A 19,018-nucleotide genomic window follows, 5' to 3' on the forward strand; every position below is an offset into this window, starting at 1 on the left:
ACGGCGACCGCACGGCGAGAACGGGTTTCAGGCGACCAAGACGCGGACGGTCAGCGTCCGCCGCGGCGGAGGGTGACGCGATAGGTGTAGTGCTCGGGCAGGAAGTAGCTGACCGCCAACTCGACCGTCCGCCCGTCCGAGTCGGAGTAGAGGCGGTCCACCCGCAGCATCGAGTGCCCCTCGGAGCAGCCGAGTTCGCGGGCCACGTCCGCCGGCGCCGGCGCGACGGTGATCGATTGCGCGGCCTCGGTGATGGGGCTCCGCAGGTGCGGTTCGAGCAGTCCGATGATCGTCTGCGAGGTGACGGCACCCTCGGACATCTCGGGTGCGTCGGCGACGAACCGGGCGATCTCGTCGGGCAGGTAGACGGTGGTCAGGACAAACGGGGTGTCGTCGTGGCGTCGCCGGAACACGACCGTGTTGACGAGGTCGGTGTCGAGGCGGAGCCTGCTCGCGGCCTCGATGTCGACCCGGCGGCGCAGCGGCGTGACCACCTCCATGGTGGTGTCCGTGGACAGGTTCATCAGATCCTCGATCGACCCCAGCTGCCGCAGGTATCGGCCGTCGGACTCGGCGGCGAACGTTCCCCGGCCCGGGACCCGGTAGACGATGCCCTCGGCCACCAGGTCCTGGAATGCGCGACGAACGGTCTGCCGGCTGACGCCGTGCTGGTCCGCGAGCTCGAATTCGGTGGGCAGCTTGATCCCGCCGCTGTACTTGCCCGCAGCAATGTGCTCGCGGAGCTGCCTCGACACCAGCTGGTACGCCGGCTCCGTGTCTCGTTCTCTACCGTTCATCGCGCACCGATCCTACGTGCAGGTTGCCGACTAGATGCCGCCTCGCGACACCAACTGCGAGACGATGACGTTGCGCTGGATTTCGTTGGTGCCTTCGCCGACGATCATCAGCGGGGCGTCGCGGAAGTAGCGCTCCACGTCGTACTCGGTGGAATAGCCGTAGCCGCCGTGGATACGGACGGCGTTGAGGGCGATGTCCATTGCCACCTCGGAGGCGTACAGCTTCGCCATGCCCGCTTCCATGTCGCACCGGTCGCCGCTGTCGTACTGCTCCGCCGCGTGCCAGGTGAGCTGCCGGGCCGCGGTCAGCTTGGTCGCCATGTCGGCGAGGTAGTTGCCGATCGACTGGTGCTTCCAGATCGGCTTGCCGAAGCTCTCGCGCTGCTGCGCGTAGGCGAGGGAGTCCTCGAGCGCCGCCGTGGCCACGCCCAGCGCACGGCAGGCCACCTGGATGCGCCCGGTCTCCAGGCCCTTCATCATCTGGCCGAACCCCTTGCCGGGGGTGCCGCCGAGGATCGCGGAGGCGGGGACGCGGTACCCGTCGAACGACAGCTCACACGTCTCGACGCCCTTGTAGCCGAGCTTCGGCAGATCCCGCGACACCGTCAGGCCGGGGCCGTGCTCGACGAGGACGATGGAGATGCCCTTGTGCTTGGGGGTCGCCTGCGGATCGGTCTTGCACAGCAGCGCGATCAGCCCGGACCGGCGCGCGTTGGAGATCCACGTCTTGGAACCGGTGATCACCAGATCGTCGCCGTCCGCCTTGGCGTTGGTGGACATGGCCTGCAGATCCGAGCCACCGCCGGGCTCGGTCAACGCCATCGTCGCGCGGATCTCGCCGGTCGCCATCTTCGGCAGGTACTGCTGCTTCTGCTCTTCCGTGCCGTACAGCGACAGCAGTTTCGCGACGACGGTGTGCCCGCCCATCGCACCGGCGAGGCTCATCCAGCCGCGGGCCAGTTCCTGCGTCACCTGCGCGTAGCAGGGCATCGACACCGGTGATCCGCCGTACTCCTCCGGGACCGCCAGACCGTAGATCCCGATCTGCTTCATCTGCTCGATCCACTTCTCGGGGTACTCGTTGGCGTGTTCCACCGCCTGCACGGTCGGCTTCACGTCGCGATCGATGAACGCGCGCACCGTCTCGACCAGGTACGACTCTTCCTCGTTCAGCTTGGCCATGAATCCACCTCACACTTTCCGCAACATTTGTACGGCCATAATCCGACATTGTCTGCCTAAAGTCAACGATCGGTCTTGACATGACCGCTGCGTCGCTGCCAGCATCAGCAGCGCAGCCGCATCAGGCTGGCCGTACATATCCAGCCCGACCCGGGCTCCCGGACCCTAGGAATGAAGCATCGTGCAGACCCTCACCCGCAGGCGCGCCGTTCTGGTGGCCCCCGGATCCGACGAGCGCAAAGCCGTCAAGGCGCTCCGGTCGACTGCCGACGAGGTGGTCCTCGACCTCGAAGACGCCGTCGCCTCCGCCAGGAAGGCCGAGGCCCGCGACCTCGTGCGTCGCCTCGTGCTCGAATCGGACGGCTCCCGGGCCGTCGCGGTCCGCATCAACGCGCTGACCACGCCGTGGGCCGAGGACGACCTCGCCCTGTGCGCCTCCCTCGGCGCCGCGCTCACGAGCATCGTGGTTCCCAAGGTGGAGACGGCGCAGGATCTGGTCCGCGCCGATCAGGTGCTCGCCGGTACCGGCATCGGGTTGCAAGCTCTCGTCGAAACCCCGGTCGGCGTGCAGAACATCGCCGACATCACCCGCGCCGTCGACCGGCTCGAGTCCGTCATCATCGGCTACGCGGATCTCGGGGCTGCCCTGGGCCGGTCCCGCTCCGCCCTCCCCGAGCACTGGCTCGCGATCCAGGACGGCATCCTCGTCGCCGCCCGCGCCGCCGGAATCCAGGCGATCGACGGCCCGTTCCTCGGCATCGCCGACGACGACGCCTTCCGCCACTCGGCCGCATGGACCAGCGCGCTCGGCTTCGACGGAAAATGGGTCATCCATCCCGCCCAGGTCGAGTCGGCTGCCACGGCCTTCACCCCCACCGACACCGCGGTCGAGGACGCACGACGCGTCATCGACGCACTCGCCGCCGCCGAGGCCGCAGGCGCCGGGGCGGCGCAACTCGACGGGCAGATGCTCGACGAGGCCGTCGCAGTCGCGGCACGCCGCGTTCTCGCCCAGGTAGGTGCACAGTGACGATCACGCAGACTTATGTCGGTGGACCGTACTTCGACGAACTCGAGGTCGGGCAGGCATTCGACACCGCCCCCGCCGTCACCCTCACCAGCGGTCTCGCCGCCGCCCATCAGGCCATCCTCGGTGACCGCCTGCGGCTGCCCCTCGACGCGCACCTATCCCGGGCCGTCACCGGGTCCGCGGAGGCAGTCGCGAACCCCGGCCTCGTCACCGACGTCGCCATCGGACAATCCACGCTGGCTACCCACCACGTGAAGGCCAACCTGTTCTACCGCGGCCTCCGTTTCCACCACTTCCCCCATCTCGGCGACACGCTCTACACGCGCACCGAAGTGGTGGGACTGCGGGAGAACTCGGCAAAACCGGGGCGCAAACCCACCGGGCTGGCGGCGCTGCGGATGACGTCCACCGACCAGGACGGCCGCACCGTCCTGGACTTCTACCGCTGCGCGATGCTCCCGTTGAGCGCGAACCCCGACGAAGACCGCGTCCGTAAGTCCGACGACCTGTCCGCGATCGGGCCGCAGTCCGAGCAGTCGTTCGCCGCCCCCGATGGCTGGGACCTCGCCCGCTACCGCGACAAGGTTCCCGGACAGCACTTCTCGGCCGACCTCGCCGGATCCGTGCTGCGGAGCAGCGGCGACGTGGTCTCGAGCGCCCCCGAACTGGCTCGCCTCACCCTCAACATTGCGGCCACCCACCACGACGAGCGGGTCGGCGCCGACGGGCGACTCGTCTACGGCGGCCACACCATCGGCATCGCGCTCGGGCAGGCCACGCGCGCCCTGCCGAATCTCGTCACCGTCCTGGGCTGGAAGTCCTGCGACCACACCGGTCCCGTCCACGAAGGCGACACCCTCACCAGCGAACTCGAAATCGAGAGCGCCGAGGAGTTGCCCGGCGGCGGCGGAATACTGCATCTGCGTTCACTGGTGTTCGCGCACAACGCCACAGCGTCCGACGTCCCCGTCCTCGACTGGCGCTTCACCGCCCTCATGGCCTGACCTCCACCATCAAGGAGCATCTCTCGTGACCGCCCACACTCCCCTTGCCGGACTTCGGATCGTCGAGGTCTCCAGCTTCATCGCGTCCCCCCTGTGCGGACTGACCCTGTCCCAGCTGGGGGCCGAGGTCATCCGGATCGACCCCATCGGCGGCGCCGCCGACTACAACCGCTGGCCGATCACGGGCGACGGCGAGAGCATCTACTGGACCGGACTCAACCGCGGCAAGCGGTCCGTGGCCGTCGACATGCGCAACCCCGAGGGGCAGCGGCTCGTCCAGCAACTGGTCGCGGCCCCCGGAACGGGCGGCGGAATTCTCGTCACGAACGCGGGAGGTCGTGACTGGCTCTCCCACGACACGCTGAGCGCGCTCCGCTCCGATGTCATCACCCTCGAAATCCTCGGTGGCCGTGACGGTTCCCCCGGCGTCGACTACACGGTCAACGCCGGGCTCGGATTCCCGTCCATCACCGGTCCCGCCGACCACGCCGGCGTCGTCAACCACGTCCTCCCCGCCTGGGACGTGGCGTGCGGGCTGTACGCCGCGCTGGCCGTCGCGTCCGCGGCCCGTCACCGCGACGCCACCGGCGAGGGCACCCGCATCTCCCTGCCGCTCGAGGACGTCGCGCTCGCCACCGCCGGCACCCTCGGATACCTCACCGAGGTGCAGATCAACGGCACCGGCAGGCAAGGCACCGGCAACTCCGTCTACGGCACGTACGGAACGGATTTCACCACCAGCGACGGCGCCCGTTTCATGATCGTGGCCCTCACCCCACGGCACTTCCGCGACCTCGTTGCCGTCACCGGAACCACCGCCCCGGTGGAGGCACTCGCCACCGCACTCGACGCCGACTTCGCGCGCGAAGCCGACCGCTTCACCCACCGCGACGTCCTCACCGCACTGTTCACCCGCTGGTTCCGCGAACACACCGCAGCCGAAGTGGCCGAGGCACTCTCGAAGACATCCGTCCTCGCCGAGCGCTACCGCACGTTCGAGGAACTGGTCAAATCCGGCGAACTCGAGAACAACCCGATGTTCACCCCCCTCGACCAGCCGCGGATCGGCACCTACCTCGCCTCCGGACACCCCGCATCATTCGACGGACACCACGCCACCGTGGCACCCGCCTCCGCCGTCGGCGACGACACCGGCAGCGTCCTCCGCGACATCCTCGGCAGCTCCGACTCCGACGTCGCCAAACTCCTCGACAGCGGCATCGTCGGGGGGAAGTGACCGTCGGGGGACCTTTCAGTCGTCGCAGCAGTCGCAGGCAGGACCGGCGCCGGCACCGGAGGTGGTGACCGGCGCCGGGCAGCAGGTGTCGCCCTGCCAGGCGCTGATGCCCTCCTTGACCGCGATCGCGGCGATGACCAGGGCGGCGATCGGGTCGGCCCAGGACCACCCCAGCAGGGAGTTGAGCAGCAGCCCGACCAGCAGGACGGCAGACAGGTAGGTGCACAGCAGGGTCTGTTTGGAATCGGCGACCGCCGAGAGGGACCCGAGTTCGCGTCCCGCGCGCCGCTGCGCCCACGACAGCACGGGCATGATCGCGAGACTGACTGCCGCCAGGGCGATCCCGACGATCGAGTGTTCCGCTTCGCCGATGCCGAAGAGGGAACGGATCGCGTCGACCGTGACGTACACGGCCAATGCGAAGAACGAGAACGCGATGATCCGCAGCGTCACCCGCTCCCGCGATTCCGGGTCCTTCCCGGCGAACTGCCAGGCCACGGCCGCCGCGGAGGACACCTCGATGACCGAGTCGAGACCGAACCCGATCAGCGCGGTCGACGACACCCGCGCGCCCTCGCTCAGCGCGATGATCGCCTCGAGCAGGTTGTAGCTGATCGTCGCGGCCACGAACCACCGGATCCGCCGCCCCAGGACCTGCCGCCGCTGCGCGGTGAGAGCCGTTCGCGTGGCGGGCATTCCGAGTTCCGACGCCATCAGCAGCAGCCGTCGGTCTCGGCGTCCGGGCAGCAGGACGGATCGACGGCCAGCACCAGACCGATCAGGTCGTCCAGCGCGCGCCCGATCCGCGGATCCGCCAGTTCGTACCGCGTCCGCCGCCCCTCCGGCGCCGCGACGACGAGGCCGCAACCACGCAGGCAGGCCAGGTGATTCGACAGGATCTGACGCGACACCCCGATCTGTTCGGCCAGCTCGGACGGATACCCGGGACCCGACCGCAGGCTCAGCAGGATCTGCGTGCGCGTCGTGTCCGACAGCGCGTAGCCGAACCGGGCCAGCGCGTCGCGATGAATCAACATCTCCATTCTCCGACGATACAGCGATTCCTGTATTCAGGAAACCCTGAACTCTTGATCCTGTCGTTGCGGCGGCTGGGCGGGCCGGTGTCGGCGCCCCATCGTCATCCGGCCGAGAATCCGGTCACGCAGGACGAACGTGTGGAACAGGATGGCGCACAGGTGCGCGGTGAACGCTGCGAACAGCAGGTACCCGAGCACCGTGTGGAACTGCCGCAACACCGAGTACAGATCCGGATCGCGGGGAGCGATCGCGGGCAGACTCAGCTGCGCGGTGAGGGCGATCGGGAACCCGCCCGCCGACAGCATCGCCCACCCGGTGACCGGTTGCAGCACAAGGAGTCCGTAGAGCAGGTATTCCGACCCGGTCGCGACCATCCGCTCGGCGGGCCGCATCCCGGCGGACGGCGGCGGACGGTGGAGGACCCGGTTGCCGATGCGCACGACCGTGAGGACGAGGATCGCGAACCCCAGCGGTTGATGCACCGTCCGCAACAGGTGGTAGGCGTCCAACGACGCCACCATTGCGACGCCGAGGAAGAGCTGGGCGATCACCAGGATTGCCATCGTCCAGTGCAGCACCCGCGACGTGAACGCATACCGTGTCGGGCTATCGCTCATCGGGCACCTCCGAAACGTTGACTCGACTCGGCGATTTCGGCTCACCGGACCGTCGGTTGAACGATTCCGCGTAGACCGCGGATCGTGCACTGAGCAGTGGGTCATCCGACGGCGCAATGCCGTTCGGCAGTACGAGCGGATCGAAGTTGACGTCCCGCGCGTTGTCCGGTGCTTCGGTGTCGATCGCATCGACGGTCAGCGTGCCGACGTCGAGGGTCTTCCTGTCGGCCGGCCACGGTCGGGTGGCATCGTCCGTCGAGTCCCCCGCCTCCCCGATCGTGAGGATCATCCGCCAGCGCAGTGGTCCTCGCGTGACGTCCCGGACGAGGGCGTCGAACAGGTAGTCGCGGCCGGACCCCTCCTCGGCGCCGGGATGCCGGACGGGTTGCTCCGGCACCAGCTTCCAGCGCACCGGAACCGTGGCCCCGGATCGGTCGGTGCACCGGAACGCATTGAGTCCGTGAAATGTGCTGTCCCCGAACCCGGAAGTGCGAGGCTGTCGCCGGATGATGTCCATCGCCGCTGCCGTCTCGGGATGGCGTGCCAGGAACGAGGCCATCGCGACCGGATCGGGTTTGCCGGTGTCCGGGATCTTCTTCGAGGCAAGCAACCGATCACGAAAACCGTCCGGCGTGCGGTCGGGAAACACCGGACTGTCGATCATCGCGGTCCGCCACTGCTCTCCCCCGGGCAACCGGAAGACCAATCCCAGACCGCGCACGGTGTCGGCGGCGTCGACGGCGTCGGGCAGCCCGCCCGACAACGAGAACCGCCCGGTGACGGGGTGGCGGCCGCCGGCCCGGAAGACGCTCGCCGTGGACACCGCGGACCCCGCACCGGTCGCCGTGAACCACCCCGTGGCACTCACCCCCTTCGCGTGGTTGCGCCGGAACCCCTCGTGCCGGCCGAAAACCTGCTCGAACCGATCGACGAACTGCGACGGGGTGACGCTGTGCGGAGTCAGCCGGCCGCCGGCGAACAGGAACCCACCGACGTCCACCGCGGCGATCGCACCGACCGCCGCCATGCCGATCAGGGCGCTACGCCGGGTGACGCTTGCCCCTGACCGACCACCGACCGAGGGTTCGTGACCGTCACCCCTGCGCGGCATCGACCGTCACCACGTGCCACGTCCCCTTGACCCCGTCTCCGCTCGTCACTCCGGGGGCCGTGTCCTTGGCGAACCGGTAGAGAGGATGACCGTCGTAGGTCGCCTGCTCGACGCCATCGGGACGCGTCGTCGTGCCCACCGTGCCCGGCAAGACGGAGTCCGGGTTGGGTACCGGCGTGCCTTGTGTCGGCGGCCAGATCTCGGCACACGGGCCCACGCACTTCACCAGGTCGGCGGTGTCCTCGTCGAAACGGTAGAGCGTGAAGCCGTCGCCGTCGGTCAGCACGGTGCCCAGCGCGGTCTCCCGCGTGCCGAGCGTCGGCGCTGCATCCGCTACGCCGGTCGTCGGCGCTGCGCCTTGCACGCTGGTCGTCGACGCATCCGCCGCAGCGGCCGGGGCCTCGGTCGCCTGGCTGCAGCCCGACGTCAGGGCAACCGCAGCGCCCGCGCAGGCCACCGCGAGAATCGCTCGCTTCGCGATCATCAGATCTCCGTTCTCTCTTCGATGCCGCCCGCCGATCGCGGACGACGCCGGGGAGTACGGACAGCCCGCCGGCCGCGTTCACGGCGGCCGCGAACTTTCACGAAGACGCTGGTGGAGAATCGACGGTGAACGCCGCGGCACTCACGTCCGTACACCCTGGCGGACGTCGGGCGGGCCGACGACATTTCCGGTGTTGCAGGAGGTGAGGTCGTGCGGCTACGCATGTCGCGCAAGCGGGCGGAGGAGTCGGTCGGGAATTTGGCCGACAACGCGGTGTTGAGGACCGTCTACGACGATCACGCCGGCGAACTGTTCGCCCTCGCCTACCGCTCGCTCGGAGACCGAGGACGCGCGGAGGAAGTGGTGCAGGAGACGTTCCTCCGCGCCTGGCGCGGCGCGGACCGGTACGACCCGCAGCGTTCCACCGTCCGGACCTGGCTGTATGCCATCTGCCGCAACGTGGTGATAGACGCGAGCCGGGCGCGGGCCTCCCGGCCCCAGCTCGCCGACACCGAGCCGCCCGACGTTCCGGTGCCCGAGCGCCCGCTGGAACAGTTGCTGGTGGGACTGCAGGTCGAGGAGGCGCTGCGGCGACTGTCCGAACAGCATCGCGTCGTACTCGTCGAGATTCATCTGCGCGACCGGTCCACCAGCGAGGTCGCGGCGGAACTCGGCATCCCCGTGGGCACCGTGCGCAGTCGGGTGTACTACGGGCTGAAGGCGCTCAAACTCGTACTGGAAGAAATGGGGTGGCACGGTGACCAGTGATCGCTGCCGACAGATGCACACCTTGCTGGGCATGTACGCGCTCGGACGCCTCGACGACCACGAAGCCGTGGCGGTACGCGCCCACCTGGACGGATGCGCGGACTGCCGGGCCGAGTTGATCGAGCTGACCCCGGTGGCCTCGGTCCTGGGGCAAGCAGACCCCGACCGACTGCTCGAGCCGCCGCCGGCGCCGTCCCCCGCACTACCCGGCACGATCCTCGCGACGCTCGACCGCGAACGCAGCCGGCAACGGCACCGCCGGGTCGCGATCGTCGCCGCGGCCGCCGTCACCGCTCTCGGACTGCTCACCGGCGGATTCTTCCTCCGCACCCTCGTCCCGAGCACCCCGCCCGGACAGCCGGTGGCCTTCACCGCGCCCGCCGCGGGTGTGGAGGCGTCCGCGCGGGTGGAGAACCGCGCCTGGGGAACCGGGATCAGCCTCGACGTCACCGGACTCCCCCAGGGCAGCACGTACAACGTCTGGCTGCAACGACCCGACGGAAGTCGCATGAACGCAGGCAGTTTCATCGCCGGCGGCGACCGGAAGATGTCGATGAACCTCGCCGTGGCGCTACCGATGTCCGACGCCACCACGCTCGGCGTCAGCGCACCCGGCGACGACACCGCCATCTTGCAGGCACCGCTGCACCCGTAACGGTGCCATCGAATCGCTTCGCAGGAAACTCACAGCTACCTCGATCCGGGTACCCAGTTCCGTCGCCGATCCTGGGTATCCGGGCGACGTGCCCGCACTCCACCACCGCGCGCCCGAGGGACAGCCCATGCGAACCGAACCGATCCCCATCGAATCGCCAGTAGCGCCGTATACGCGGCACAGCGATCGGAGTCGCCCGGATCGTCACACCGCGGACCGGTTCACGGCTCGGCAGTTCGATGCCGGCGTCCGCTATGGTGCCGGCGTCTCGCTCTGGCTCAGTCTTCTGGTGATCTGTTACTGGTGGACGGCCGACGGCGGTATCGAGGATCTCGTGGTGCCCGAGACCGCGCTGATGTCCGTTGGGCGCCTCGCCGGACTGGTTTCCGCCGACCTTCTCCTCGCGCAGGTCTTCCTCGTCGCGCGTATTCCGATCCTCGAGCGCGCCTTCGGTCAGGACCGGCTGATCGGGTTACACCGCATCGTCGGATCGACGTCCGTCGCGGTCATGGTCGGGCATATCTGCATCATCACCTGGGGATACGCCGGTGGCGACCTCACCCGGAGTCCGGCGATGCTGTGGGACTTGACCGTCGACTATCCCGGGATGTTGTTGGCCGTTGCCGGTACCGCGCTGTTGTTGATGGTCGTGGTCACCAGCATCCGGTGGGTGCGGGACCGGCTGCGCTACGAGAGCTGGCACCTGCTTCATCTCTACGCGTATCTGGGCGTGGGACTCGCTGTTCCGCACCAACTCTGGATCGGTCAGGAGTTCCTCACCTCATCCGCGGCGACGGTCTACTGGTGGACCCTGTGGGCCCTCGCCGTTGCGGCCGTACTCGTATGGCGCGTCGGTCTTCCGTTGTGGCGCAATGCACGACACCGGCTGCGCGTCACCGCCGTCGTTCCCGAAGGCGACGGTGTCGTCTCGGTTCACCTTTCCGGACGCCGACTCGACCGTTTGCCCGCGTCCGCGGGCCAGTTCTTCCACTGGCGATTCCTGAGCGGCCCCGGGTGGACCCGGGCCAACCCCTACTCGCTGTCGGCAGCCCCGGACGGACGCAGCCTGCGGATCTCCGTCAAGGCACTCGGCGAGGGCAGCTCCCGCGCCCACACCCTGGCGCCGGGTACACCGGTGCTGTTCGAAGGCCCCTACGGGCGGCCCTCACGCCGCACCCACGGTACGCGGCGGGTTGCACTGATCGGGGCCGGCGTCGGCGCGGCCCCATTACGTGCTCTGGCGGAAGAACTCGACTATCGGCCCGGGGAGGCGATCATCCTGCTGCGCTACACCTCCGAACCGTTGTTCGTCCGGGAGCTCCAGCAGCTGGCCGAACGACGAGGTCTGCAGATCGTGTGGCTCCCCGGCCCGCGGCGGTCCTCCGCGTCGTGGCTCGGCAGCGGCATGGGCGAGATCGACGATCTCACCGCACTGACCCACTGGATACCCGACGTCGCCGCCCGCGAGGTCTACATCTGCGGTCCGCAGCCGTGGACCGCAGCGGTTCGCCGCACAACCCGCGCGGCCGGCGTCCCCGACAGCCGCGTCCACTCCGAAACCTTCAGGTGGTGACCTCTCGATGAAACGCATCGTCACATGGCTGCTGAGCACGATCACCGCGGGTGTGCTGCTGTTCGGGTACCACACCTCCACCGAGGGCCCGATCGACGCCACCCCCGACACTGTCGTCGCCTCCACCTCCCTACCGGGAAATCTCGGACCCACAGGGTCCTCCGAGCCCCCGGAACCATCCGAACCGACTGCCGCGGACGGCGACCCTGCACCGGAGTCCTCGTCCACGATCACCGGTTCCACAGCCCAGACCCGTTGGGGTCCCGTGCAAGTACAGATCGTGGTGTCGGGCGGCACGATCACCGACGTGACCGTTCCGCAGTATCCGGACGGCAACGGCAAGGACCAGCAGATCAATGCCCGCGCCCTGCCCGTGCTGGTGGACGAGACCCTCGCCGAACAAAGTGCGGACATCGACATGGTGAGCGGTGCCACCGTCACGAGCGCCGGCTATGTGCAGTCGCTGCAGTCCGCTCTCGACGAGGCGGGGCTGTGAGCGTCGACACCGTGCCCGGGTCCACATCCGATTCGATGCGCTGCGAGGCCACGCAGCGCTACGTCCAGCACGTGATGGGGATGCCGGTCAGTCTGGCGATGCGGGGACGGCACGCCGCCGATCGCCGCGGCCGCCAGGCCTGGACCGACGCACTCGCCTCCTTGCGTGCGACGGATCAGCTCTTCAGCACGTATCGACCGGACTCCTTCCTTTCCGCAATGATCCGTGGAGAGAAGGGAACCGATCAACTGCCGGCCGTGGTGGCCGAGGTCTTCGCGCTCGGCCACCGCGCCGAACGCGAATCCGGTGGCGCCTTCGCGATCCGCCGACCCGGACCCACCGGCGAGATCGTCCTCGACCCCGACGGAGTCGTGAAAGGCTGGGCGGTCGAGCGGGCCGCCGAGCACCTTCGGGCACTGGACGCCACCGACTTCTGCCTCTCCGCGGGCGGCGACATGACCTGCCGCACCCTCGACCTTGACGCGGCACCGTGGCGCATCGGAATCGAGAACCCCTTCGACACGCGAACTCTCATTGCCACCGTGCCCGTGCACACCGGTGCGGTCGCCACCTCCGGCACCGTGCACCGCGGCAACCACCTCGTCGATGCCCGCACCGGCGAGCCTCCCACCGGCGTCGCCTCGGTCACCGTCATCGCCGACACATTGACGTGGGCAGACATCGACGCCACCGCCGCCTACGCACTGGGCGAACACGCCGCCGACTGGCTCGACACCCGGCCCGGACGCTCCTACCTGGTCGTCTGGGCGAACGGAACCACCAGCCGCGCAGCAACTCCCGCTGACCGGTAGCAGAAGGGGATGCAGATGAGGCGTCGAAGAGACCCGATCCCACCCGGCCACCACGGGTCCACGCGACCGCCCCGAACACAACGAGCTCCTCCGGACTTCGGCGTCGGCGAAGATGCCGACACGAGCACGAAATCGGGGGCCAAGCCCTGGCGCGACATCCGGAGCGCCGGACAGGGCATCGGCGCCGTCGACGCAGTCGTCCCGGCAGCACAGATCGTCGAACGCCTCGATCACGAATACACGGATGCGCATCAACGCTTTCGTCGACGGTGCATCCGTGCACCGTGCGCCGTGCCGAGCTGATCGATCGGCGAAGTTACTGCGGGTACGGCGATGACGGTGGATATGGGGGCGGGGTGGGGACGATTCGCGCCGAGTTCGCCGCACCACCGACCAGGGAGATGATCACCATGCCGATCACCAGGTAGATCAACGCGCTGCCCAGGCGGGTAGCCGTCGTCGCTTCGACGGTGAACGGCCACAACGCGACGGCGATCGTGACCAGAGCGGTGATCCAGCTGAAGAAAACTAACGGTCGTGGTGTCGTCATCGACAGCAGATGCACGAGTGCGGTCGCCAGCAGCGCCGCCAAGGCCGCGTGCAGTGCCAGCGAGGACACCTGACTCTCCCCGATCCGCCACCACGGTGGTGAGAGCACCGGGGTGGCGAACAAACCGTTCACCACCATGTACCCGACCACCGCGGCGAGCGCGGCCACCAGAGCGGTCGCCGCTCCGCCGACCAGAGCTTCCCCGCCCTCACGCCCGCCGCCAACCCGGATCGGTCCGGGGAACGGCCGTGCAGATAGCGTCCATCGTCACCCTCCAGAGTGAGCACCCTCTGATTCCCTTGTGCAGACTATGCGCGATGCCGACCGATGGGTCATCTGGTACGGGTGAAACCAACCGGGAGCACCACACGAAACACCCCGAATCCGGTCGGTATCGCCGCCACGTCCGATACCTGAATGCCGCACTCCACCGAGTGCGATCACGACCAGGCTCGGCACGATCAGTGCCGCCAGGGACGCGAACGGCCTCGACGTCCGTCCCGAGCCGCGTCGGCCGCTGTCCCGAGACGGGGTTGGCCGCAATGCCTATCAGGAAGTCCTCCGGCGCGACGCCGGGTTGTCGACGGCATGGTCATGCGGTGGGAAACTTCGGTCCGATCAGCATGAGACATGTCGTCATCGACCGCTTCATCCGCGCCGGGTGAGGCCAAGGACGGTCGGTGACAGCCAGTATCGAAGGCGGGCGAACACACGTGCCTGCCGTCGCGCGACGGCGGCTCCGGACGGGAGTGGATCCGCGATGTTGGTTCCGGATACGCAACGGCGAACGTCGGCTGAGCTCGATGAGCGTTTCAACATGTTCACCGGTGATCGTGCGGCGAAACGGTCCGCGTTCTGGGTGATGTTGACCCTGTCGGCGGTCATCGCGGTGTCCGGCGTCGTCGCGGACTCCACCGCGACGGTCATCGGTGCCATGATCGTCGCGCCGCTGTCGACGCCGATACTCGGTGTCGGGCTGGGCATCACCACCGGGCGGGCCTCGCTGATCGGGAAAAGTCTCCTCGTGGTGGCGCTCGGCGCGGTACTCGTCGTCGTCCTCGGGGCCGGGATCGTCCAGCTGGTGCCCAACACCACCGACGTGCTCACCAACTCGCAGGTGCTCGGGCGTACGTCACCGACATTGATGGACCTGACGGCCGCGCTCGCGACGGGACTCGTCGGCGCCATCGCTGCGGCGAGGCGGGACGTCGGCGACGTACTGCCCGGCGTTGCCATCGCGATTTCCCTGGTACCTCCGCTGGCGGTGGTCGGGGTCTGCCTGGGCTCCGGCGCACCGGCCCTCGCGGCGGGCGCGGCGGTGCTGTTCGCGTCGAACGTGTTAGCGATGATCATCACCGCCAGCGTCGTGTTCGTCGGCGCGGGGTACGCGGCCGAGGTCGAGACGACAGTCGGCAGCAGTCGGGTCCGGGCGTACACGGTGCTCGCGGCGGCCTTGGTGGCCGTAGCCATCCCGATGGTGGTCAACTCACTGGCGTCGGTGTGGGCCGGGCAGATCACGACAGCGGCTCAGCAATGGCTCGAGGACGTACCCGGGGCCCAGGTGACCGACGTGTCCTGGCAGGGTCATACCGCGACCGTCTCCGTCCTCGGCCCGGCCGAACTGCCCCCGATCAGCGCACTCGAGAACTCCGTCGACGCCCTCGTGCCCTGGCACCCCCGGCTACTCGTCGTCCACACCGTGGGCGCGCGGATCTCCGCCGAATAGCGACCGTGACGTGCGCGAGATCGGCTGATCGGATGCGGGCGCTACCGATCTCGTCGCACGTCACCCCCGTTGCGGCGCCGGACAGCGAAGGAAAGGATGGTTCACTTCGCCGCCCGGCGGGTCCGGGCTTACTTGCCGAATTCGGCGGATCCCACGGTCCAGGCGTGGGCCTGGTCGCTGAGGGTGAAGCCGAGGCCGGGACGGTCGGACAGGTGCATGCGGCCGTCACGGATCTCGAGGTGTTCGTTGAACAGCGGATCGAGCCAGTCGAAGTGCTCGACCCAGGGCTCGTAGGGGTAGACCGCGGCGAGGTGCAGGTGGATCTCCATCGCGAAGTGCGGCGCGAGCTGCAAATGCTTCTGCTCGGCGAGGGTGGCCAGCTTCAGGAACTGGGTGATGCCACCGATACGCGGTGCGTCGGGCTGGATGATGTCGACCGCACCGGCCTCGATCAGGCGCACGTGCTCGCCGACGCTGGCGAGCATCTCACCGGTGGCGATGGACGTGTCGAGGCTGCGTGCGAGGTGCGCATGGCCTTCGGCGTCGTAGGCATCGAGGGGTTCCTCGATCCAGATCAGGTTGAACTTGTCGAAGATTCGACCCATCCGCATCGCGGTGGGGCGGTCCCACTGCTGGTTCGCGTCCACCATCAGCGGGACCTCGTCGCCGAGGTGTTCGCGGACCTTCTCCAGGCGGGCGATGTCCTGCTTCCAGTCGGGCTGTCCGACCTTGATCTTGATGCCGCCGATGCCACTGGCCAGCGACGCCGAGGCGTTCTCGAGGACCTGCTCGATCGGGGTGTGGAGGAAACCACCGGACGTGTTGTAGGTCTGCACCGAATCACGATGGGAGCCGAGCAGTTTGGCGATCGGCAGACCGGCACGCTTGGCCTTGAGATCCCACAGTGCGATGTCGACGGCGGCGATGGCCTGGGTGGCGACGCCGCTGCGCCCGACGGAGGCTCCGGCCCAGACCAGTTTGGTCCAGATCTTGGCGATGTCGTTGGGGTCCTCACCGATCAGGACCGGCGCGATCTCCTGCGCGTGGGCGAATTGGGCGGGCCCACCGGCTCGTTTGGAGTAGCTGAATCCGATGCCCTCGTGGCCCTGCTCGGTGCGGATCTCGGCGAACAGGAACGCGACCTCGGTCATCGGCTTCTGCCGGCCGGTAAGCACTTTGGCATCACTGATGGGGTTCTTCAACGGCAGGGTGATCGAGGACAGCTTCACCGACTCGATGCGGTCGAGCGTGGCCGCACCGACCGCCAGTGCCGTGATCGCGGCGTCGGGTGCTGCCAGCGCGCTGGTCGGGCGGCTCGCGAGGGAATTGGTGGACATCGGTGATTCTCCTTCAGGGTGGCGTCGTTGCCGGGGTTGGGGAGCGTTCGGTCAGCTCTGCGTCACGGCGCCGTCGATGCGCCGCCAGATGCCGAGTGGATTGTCGGTGCGCAGTTCGTCGGCGAGGAGTTCCTCGGGGACGTTCTGGTAGGCGACCGGGCGCAGGAAACGTTCGATGGCACGGCTGCCGACGGAGGTCGTCGACGGCGCGGTGGTGGCGGGGAACGGCCCGCCGTGCACGATGGCGTGGCCGACCTCGACACCGGTGGGCCACCCGTTGAACAGCACCCGGCCTGCGATGAGTTCGAGCCGGTCGACGAGGACGCCCGCATGCGCGTGATCGGTCGGGGCGGCCTGGATCGTGGCGGTCAGCTGCCCCTCCAGGCGGTCGATGATCGCCGTCAGTTGGGCCACGTCGGCGACCCGGACGATCACCGAAGCCGGGCCGAAGACCTCGTCCTGGAGCTGGTGATCGTCGAGGAATTGCTCGCCGGTGGTGACGAACAGTTGCGGCACCCCGGAGCATCCGGCCGGAGCGGGAGCGGCGTCGGCGACGGCCACGGTGTCGATGTTCTCGTTCGCCGTCAGTCGGCGGGCGCCGTCGGCGAACGACGTCGCGATGCCGGGGTAGAGCATCGGCGCCGGCGTCGCAGCCCGCACAGCCTCGGACGCCGCCCGGACGAACCGGTCAGCGCCGGGAGCATCGACGAGGAAGACGAGGCCGGGGCTGGTGCAGAGCTGACCGACACCGGTCGTCATCGATGCGATGAATCCCGAGCCGAGTTCTTCGGCCCGGTCGGCGAGGGCGCCGGGCAGGACGAAGACCGGGTTGATGCTCGACATCTCGGCGTACACCGGGATGGGCACCGGGCGCGCCGCCGCGGCGGCGGTGAGGGCGATCCCGGCCTGCTGGGACCCGGTGAATCCCACTGCACGGATGCGCGGGTCGGTGACGAGCGCGATGCCGACGGTTTGACCCGAGCCGAACACGAGGGAGAAGGTGCCCTCGGGCAGGTTGTGCGCGCGGACCGCGTTGCGGATCGCCCGCCCGACCAGTTCCGAGGTGCCGGGGTGCGCCGAGTGCGCCTTCACGATTACCGGTGCCCCGGCGGCAAGCGCGGAGGCGGTGTCGCCGCCGGCGACCGAGAATGCGAGCGGGAAGTTGCTGGCGGCGAACACGGCGACCGGGCCGAGCGGCACCTTGCGCTGACGCAGGTCCGGCTTCGGCAACGGCGTGCGGTCTGGGTTCGGGGTGTCGAGGCGGGCGCCGGTCCAGCTGCCCTCTCGGACCACAGCCGCGAACAGTCGAAGCTGGCCGGTCGTGCGGGCGAGTTCACCCTGCACCCGCGGGGTCGGAATACCGGTTTCGGCGTGAACCCGGTCGATCAGCACCGAACCCAGGTCGTCGAGTTCGGCCGCGATCGTGTCGAGGAACGCGGCCCGCTGCTCGAAGCTGGTGTGCCGGTAGCTGCCGAAGGCCGCCCAGGCGAGTTCGGCTGCCCTCTCGACTGCCGCCTCGTCGGCCTCGTGGTAGATCGGCGCGAGTGCGGCGCCGGTGGCCGGGTCGGTGGCCTGGAACGGCGACCGGGTGCCGGGAATGTCGTCCGCGCCGATGAGAGAGGCGCCGGTGAGTTCTATTGTGTGCGAGGCGGTCACGATCAGCTCACCTTCTTGATCAGGTCGGCGAGTTCGGCGAGTTCGACGTCGTCGAGGTCGGTGAGCGGGCTGCGCACTGGGCCGGCGGGCCTGCCGATGACCTTCATGCCGGCCTTGATGATGCTGACCGCGTATCCCTGCTTCTTGTTGCGCAGGTTGCAGTACGGGATCACGAACTCGTTGAGGGCGTTGATGACGAACGCGTTGTCGCCGCTGCGGAGGGCGTTGTAGAAGGCGAGTGCGAATTGCGGGACGAAGTTGTAGATCGCCGACGAATACGTCGTCACACCGAGTGCCAGATACGGCAGAGCGAACATCTCCGCGGTCGGCAACCCGCCGACGTAGGTGAGGCGGTCGCCGATGCCGGCGTAGATGCGCGTCATCTGCTCGATGTTGCCGACCCCGTCCTTGAACCCCACCAGGTTCGGGCAGCTGTCGACGAGTTCGGCGACTGCCGCCTCGGTGTAGACGGCGTTGGCGCGGGAGTAGATGGTGACACCGAGATCGGTGGCGGCGCAGACCTGTTTGACGTGCGCGACCAAACCGTCCTGACTGGCCTCGGTCAGGTAGGGCGGAAGCAACAGGATTCCGTGCGCGCCTGCACGTTCGGCGGACCGGGCCATCTCGACCGCGGTCGCGGTGCCGTAGCCGGCGGGGGCGATCACCGGCAGGCCTCCGGGGGCCTCCCGGACAGCGGCCGTAACGACCTGCTCGACTTCGACCGGGGTGAGGGAGAAGAACTCGCCGGTGCCGCCGGCCGCGAACAGTCCCGACGCGTCGAACTGACTGAGCCAGCCGATGTTCTCGCGGTAGGCCGCCTCGTCGAACGACCCGTCCTCGTGTAGGTGCGTGACCGGGAACGACAACAGACCGGAGCCGAGCTTGCGGGCGATCTCCTGGGGCGAGGCGGTGGTCATGGCGTGTGGGTCTCCTCATCGACAATCG

General features: G+C 68.6%; 20 protein-coding genes. 9 read left to right on the forward strand and 11 right to left on the reverse strand.

Features of this window, described 5'->3' with window-relative positions; translation table 11 throughout:
- Nucleotides 1–50 precede the first annotated feature (50 nt).
- Together MLGJGCBP_RS07960 and MLGJGCBP_RS07965 are read right to left on the reverse strand one after the other, a co-directional pair.
- Nucleotides 51–797 carry a GntR family transcriptional regulator gene (locus MLGJGCBP_RS07960; protein ID WP_087559865.1) on the reverse strand — a complete coding sequence of 249 codons (747 nt, stop codon included), beginning with the start codon at nt 795–797 and terminating at the stop codon, nt 51–53.
- Nucleotides 798–827: 30 nt separating this feature from the next.
- Nucleotides 828–1,979 (reverse strand): acyl-CoA dehydrogenase family protein, encoded by a 1,152-nt coding sequence (locus tag MLGJGCBP_RS07965; RefSeq protein ID WP_160094691.1) that lies wholly within the window; start codon nt 1,977–1,979, stop codon nt 828–830.
- Nucleotides 1,980–2,160: 181 nt separating this feature from the next.
- On the opposite strand from MLGJGCBP_RS07965, the gene MLGJGCBP_RS07970 reads away from it, so the two are divergent.
- The 3 genes from MLGJGCBP_RS07970 to MLGJGCBP_RS07980 are packed head-to-tail and all read left to right on the forward strand — an operon-like array spanning nt 2,161 to nt 5,250.
- Nucleotides 2,161–3,009, forward strand: coding sequence for an HpcH/HpaI aldolase/citrate lyase family protein (locus MLGJGCBP_RS07970; protein WP_160094692.1), 849 nt, complete (start codon nt 2,161–2,163; stop codon nt 3,007–3,009).
- Nucleotides 3,006–4,013 (forward strand): MaoC family dehydratase, encoded by a 1,008-nt coding sequence (locus MLGJGCBP_RS07975; protein ID WP_160094693.1) that lies wholly within the window; start codon nt 3,006–3,008, stop codon nt 4,011–4,013. The genes MLGJGCBP_RS07970 and MLGJGCBP_RS07975 overlap by 4 nt, the downstream gene beginning before the upstream one ends.
- Nucleotides 4,014–4,038: 25 nt before the next feature.
- Nucleotides 4,039–5,250, forward strand: a complete 1,212-nt coding sequence (locus tag MLGJGCBP_RS07980; RefSeq protein ID WP_160094694.1) for a CoA transferase — start codon at nt 4,039–4,041, stop codon at nt 5,248–5,250.
- 15 nt (nt 5,251–5,265) lie between these two features.
- On the opposite strand, the gene MLGJGCBP_RS07985 is transcribed toward MLGJGCBP_RS07980, so the two are convergent.
- Genes MLGJGCBP_RS07985 through MLGJGCBP_RS08005 form a run of 5 tightly spaced genes read right to left on the reverse strand, consistent with a single transcriptional unit; the run spans nt 5,266 to nt 8,500 of the window.
- Nucleotides 5,266–5,964: a cation transporter gene (locus MLGJGCBP_RS07985; RefSeq protein WP_160094695.1), complete on the reverse strand. Its 699-nt coding sequence runs from the start codon at nt 5,962–5,964 to the stop codon at nt 5,266–5,268.
- The gene (locus MLGJGCBP_RS07990; RefSeq protein ID WP_160094696.1) at nt 5,964–6,293 is read right to left on the reverse strand and encodes an ArsR/SmtB family transcription factor; all 330 of its coding nucleotides are present in this window, start codon (nt 6,291–6,293) and stop codon (nt 5,964–5,966) included. The genes MLGJGCBP_RS07985 and MLGJGCBP_RS07990 overlap by 1 nt, the downstream gene beginning before the upstream one ends.
- A 27-nt stretch (nt 6,294–6,320) precedes the next feature.
- The gene (locus MLGJGCBP_RS07995; protein ID WP_160094697.1) at nt 6,321–6,905 is read right to left on the reverse strand and encodes a cytochrome b; all 585 of its coding nucleotides are present in this window, start codon (nt 6,903–6,905) and stop codon (nt 6,321–6,323) included.
- Complete coding sequence (locus MLGJGCBP_RS08000) at nt 6,895–8,016, reverse strand: catalase family peroxidase (protein WP_160094698.1); 1,122 nt, start codon at nt 8,014–8,016, stop codon at nt 6,895–6,897. Before MLGJGCBP_RS08000 ends, MLGJGCBP_RS07995 begins: the two co-directional genes overlap by 11 nt.
- Complete coding sequence (locus MLGJGCBP_RS08005; RefSeq protein ID WP_236580969.1) at nt 8,000–8,500, reverse strand: COG4315 family predicted lipoprotein; 501 nt, start codon at nt 8,498–8,500, stop codon at nt 8,000–8,002. The genes MLGJGCBP_RS08000 and MLGJGCBP_RS08005 overlap by 17 nt, the downstream gene beginning before the upstream one ends.
- Before the next feature lie 210 nt (nt 8,501–8,710).
- Here MLGJGCBP_RS08005 and MLGJGCBP_RS08010 point away from each other — a divergent pair, with 210 nt between their 5' ends.
- The 5 genes from MLGJGCBP_RS08010 (at nt 8,711) to MLGJGCBP_RS08030 (ending at nt 12,804) form a co-directional block, all read left to right on the forward strand.
- Nucleotides 8,711–9,268 carry a sigma-70 family RNA polymerase sigma factor gene (locus MLGJGCBP_RS08010; protein WP_160094699.1) on the forward strand — a complete coding sequence of 186 codons (558 nt, stop codon included), beginning with the start codon at nt 8,711–8,713 and terminating at the stop codon, nt 9,266–9,268.
- Nucleotides 9,258–9,923 (forward strand): zf-HC2 domain-containing protein, encoded by a 666-nt coding sequence (locus tag MLGJGCBP_RS08015; RefSeq protein WP_236580970.1) that lies wholly within the window; start codon nt 9,258–9,260, stop codon nt 9,921–9,923. Before MLGJGCBP_RS08010 ends, MLGJGCBP_RS08015 begins: the two co-directional genes overlap by 11 nt.
- Before the next feature lie 127 nt (nt 9,924–10,050).
- Nucleotides 10,051–11,496, forward strand: coding sequence for a ferredoxin reductase family protein (locus MLGJGCBP_RS08020; RefSeq protein WP_160094700.1), 1,446 nt, complete (start codon nt 10,051–10,053; stop codon nt 11,494–11,496).
- Nucleotides 11,497–11,503: 7 nt separating this feature from the next.
- Nucleotides 11,504–11,992 (forward strand): FMN-binding protein, encoded by a 489-nt coding sequence (locus tag MLGJGCBP_RS08025; protein ID WP_160094701.1) that lies wholly within the window; start codon nt 11,504–11,506, stop codon nt 11,990–11,992.
- Nucleotides 11,989–12,804 (forward strand): FAD:protein FMN transferase, encoded by an 816-nt coding sequence (locus MLGJGCBP_RS08030; protein WP_236580971.1) that lies wholly within the window; start codon nt 11,989–11,991, stop codon nt 12,802–12,804. Before MLGJGCBP_RS08025 ends, MLGJGCBP_RS08030 begins: the two co-directional genes overlap by 4 nt.
- Before the next feature lie 316 nt (nt 12,805–13,120).
- Here MLGJGCBP_RS08030 and MLGJGCBP_RS08040 read toward each other — a convergent pair whose 3' ends face one another.
- Entirely contained in the window at nt 13,121–13,522 is a 402-nt protein-coding gene (locus MLGJGCBP_RS08040) for a DUF6069 family protein (RefSeq protein WP_236580972.1), read from the reverse strand.
- 592 nt (nt 13,523–14,114) lie between these two features.
- Here MLGJGCBP_RS08040 and MLGJGCBP_RS08045 point away from each other — a divergent pair.
- Nucleotides 14,115–15,080 carry a DUF389 domain-containing protein gene (locus MLGJGCBP_RS08045; protein ID WP_160094702.1) on the forward strand — a complete coding sequence of 322 codons (966 nt, stop codon included), beginning with the start codon at nt 14,115–14,117 and terminating at the stop codon, nt 15,078–15,080.
- Between the two features lie 128 nt (nt 15,081–15,208).
- On the opposite strand, the gene MLGJGCBP_RS08050 is transcribed toward MLGJGCBP_RS08045, so the two are convergent.
- Genes MLGJGCBP_RS08050 through kdgD form a run of 3 tightly spaced genes read right to left on the reverse strand, consistent with a single transcriptional unit; the run spans nt 15,209 to nt 18,990 of the window.
- Nucleotides 15,209–16,417, reverse strand: a complete 1,209-nt coding sequence (locus MLGJGCBP_RS08050) for an L-talarate/galactarate dehydratase (protein WP_160094703.1) — start codon at nt 16,415–16,417, stop codon at nt 15,209–15,211.
- 51 nt (nt 16,418–16,468) lie between these two features.
- Entirely contained in the window at nt 16,469–18,073 is a 1,605-nt protein-coding gene (locus MLGJGCBP_RS08055; RefSeq protein WP_160094704.1) for an aldehyde dehydrogenase (NADP(+)), read from the reverse strand.
- A gap of 2 nt (nt 18,074–18,075) precedes the next feature.
- Nucleotides 18,076–18,990, reverse strand: a complete 915-nt coding sequence (gene kdgD / locus MLGJGCBP_RS08060; RefSeq protein WP_160094705.1) for a 5-dehydro-4-deoxyglucarate dehydratase — start codon at nt 18,988–18,990, stop codon at nt 18,076–18,078.
- Between the last annotated feature and the right edge of the window lie 28 nt (nt 18,991–19,018).

Origin of the sequence: Rhodococcus sp. T7, from assembly GCF_009872365.1 — a bacterium.
In the GTDB taxonomy this organism is placed as follows: domain Bacteria; phylum Actinomycetota; class Actinomycetes; order Mycobacteriales; family Mycobacteriaceae; genus Rhodococcus_F.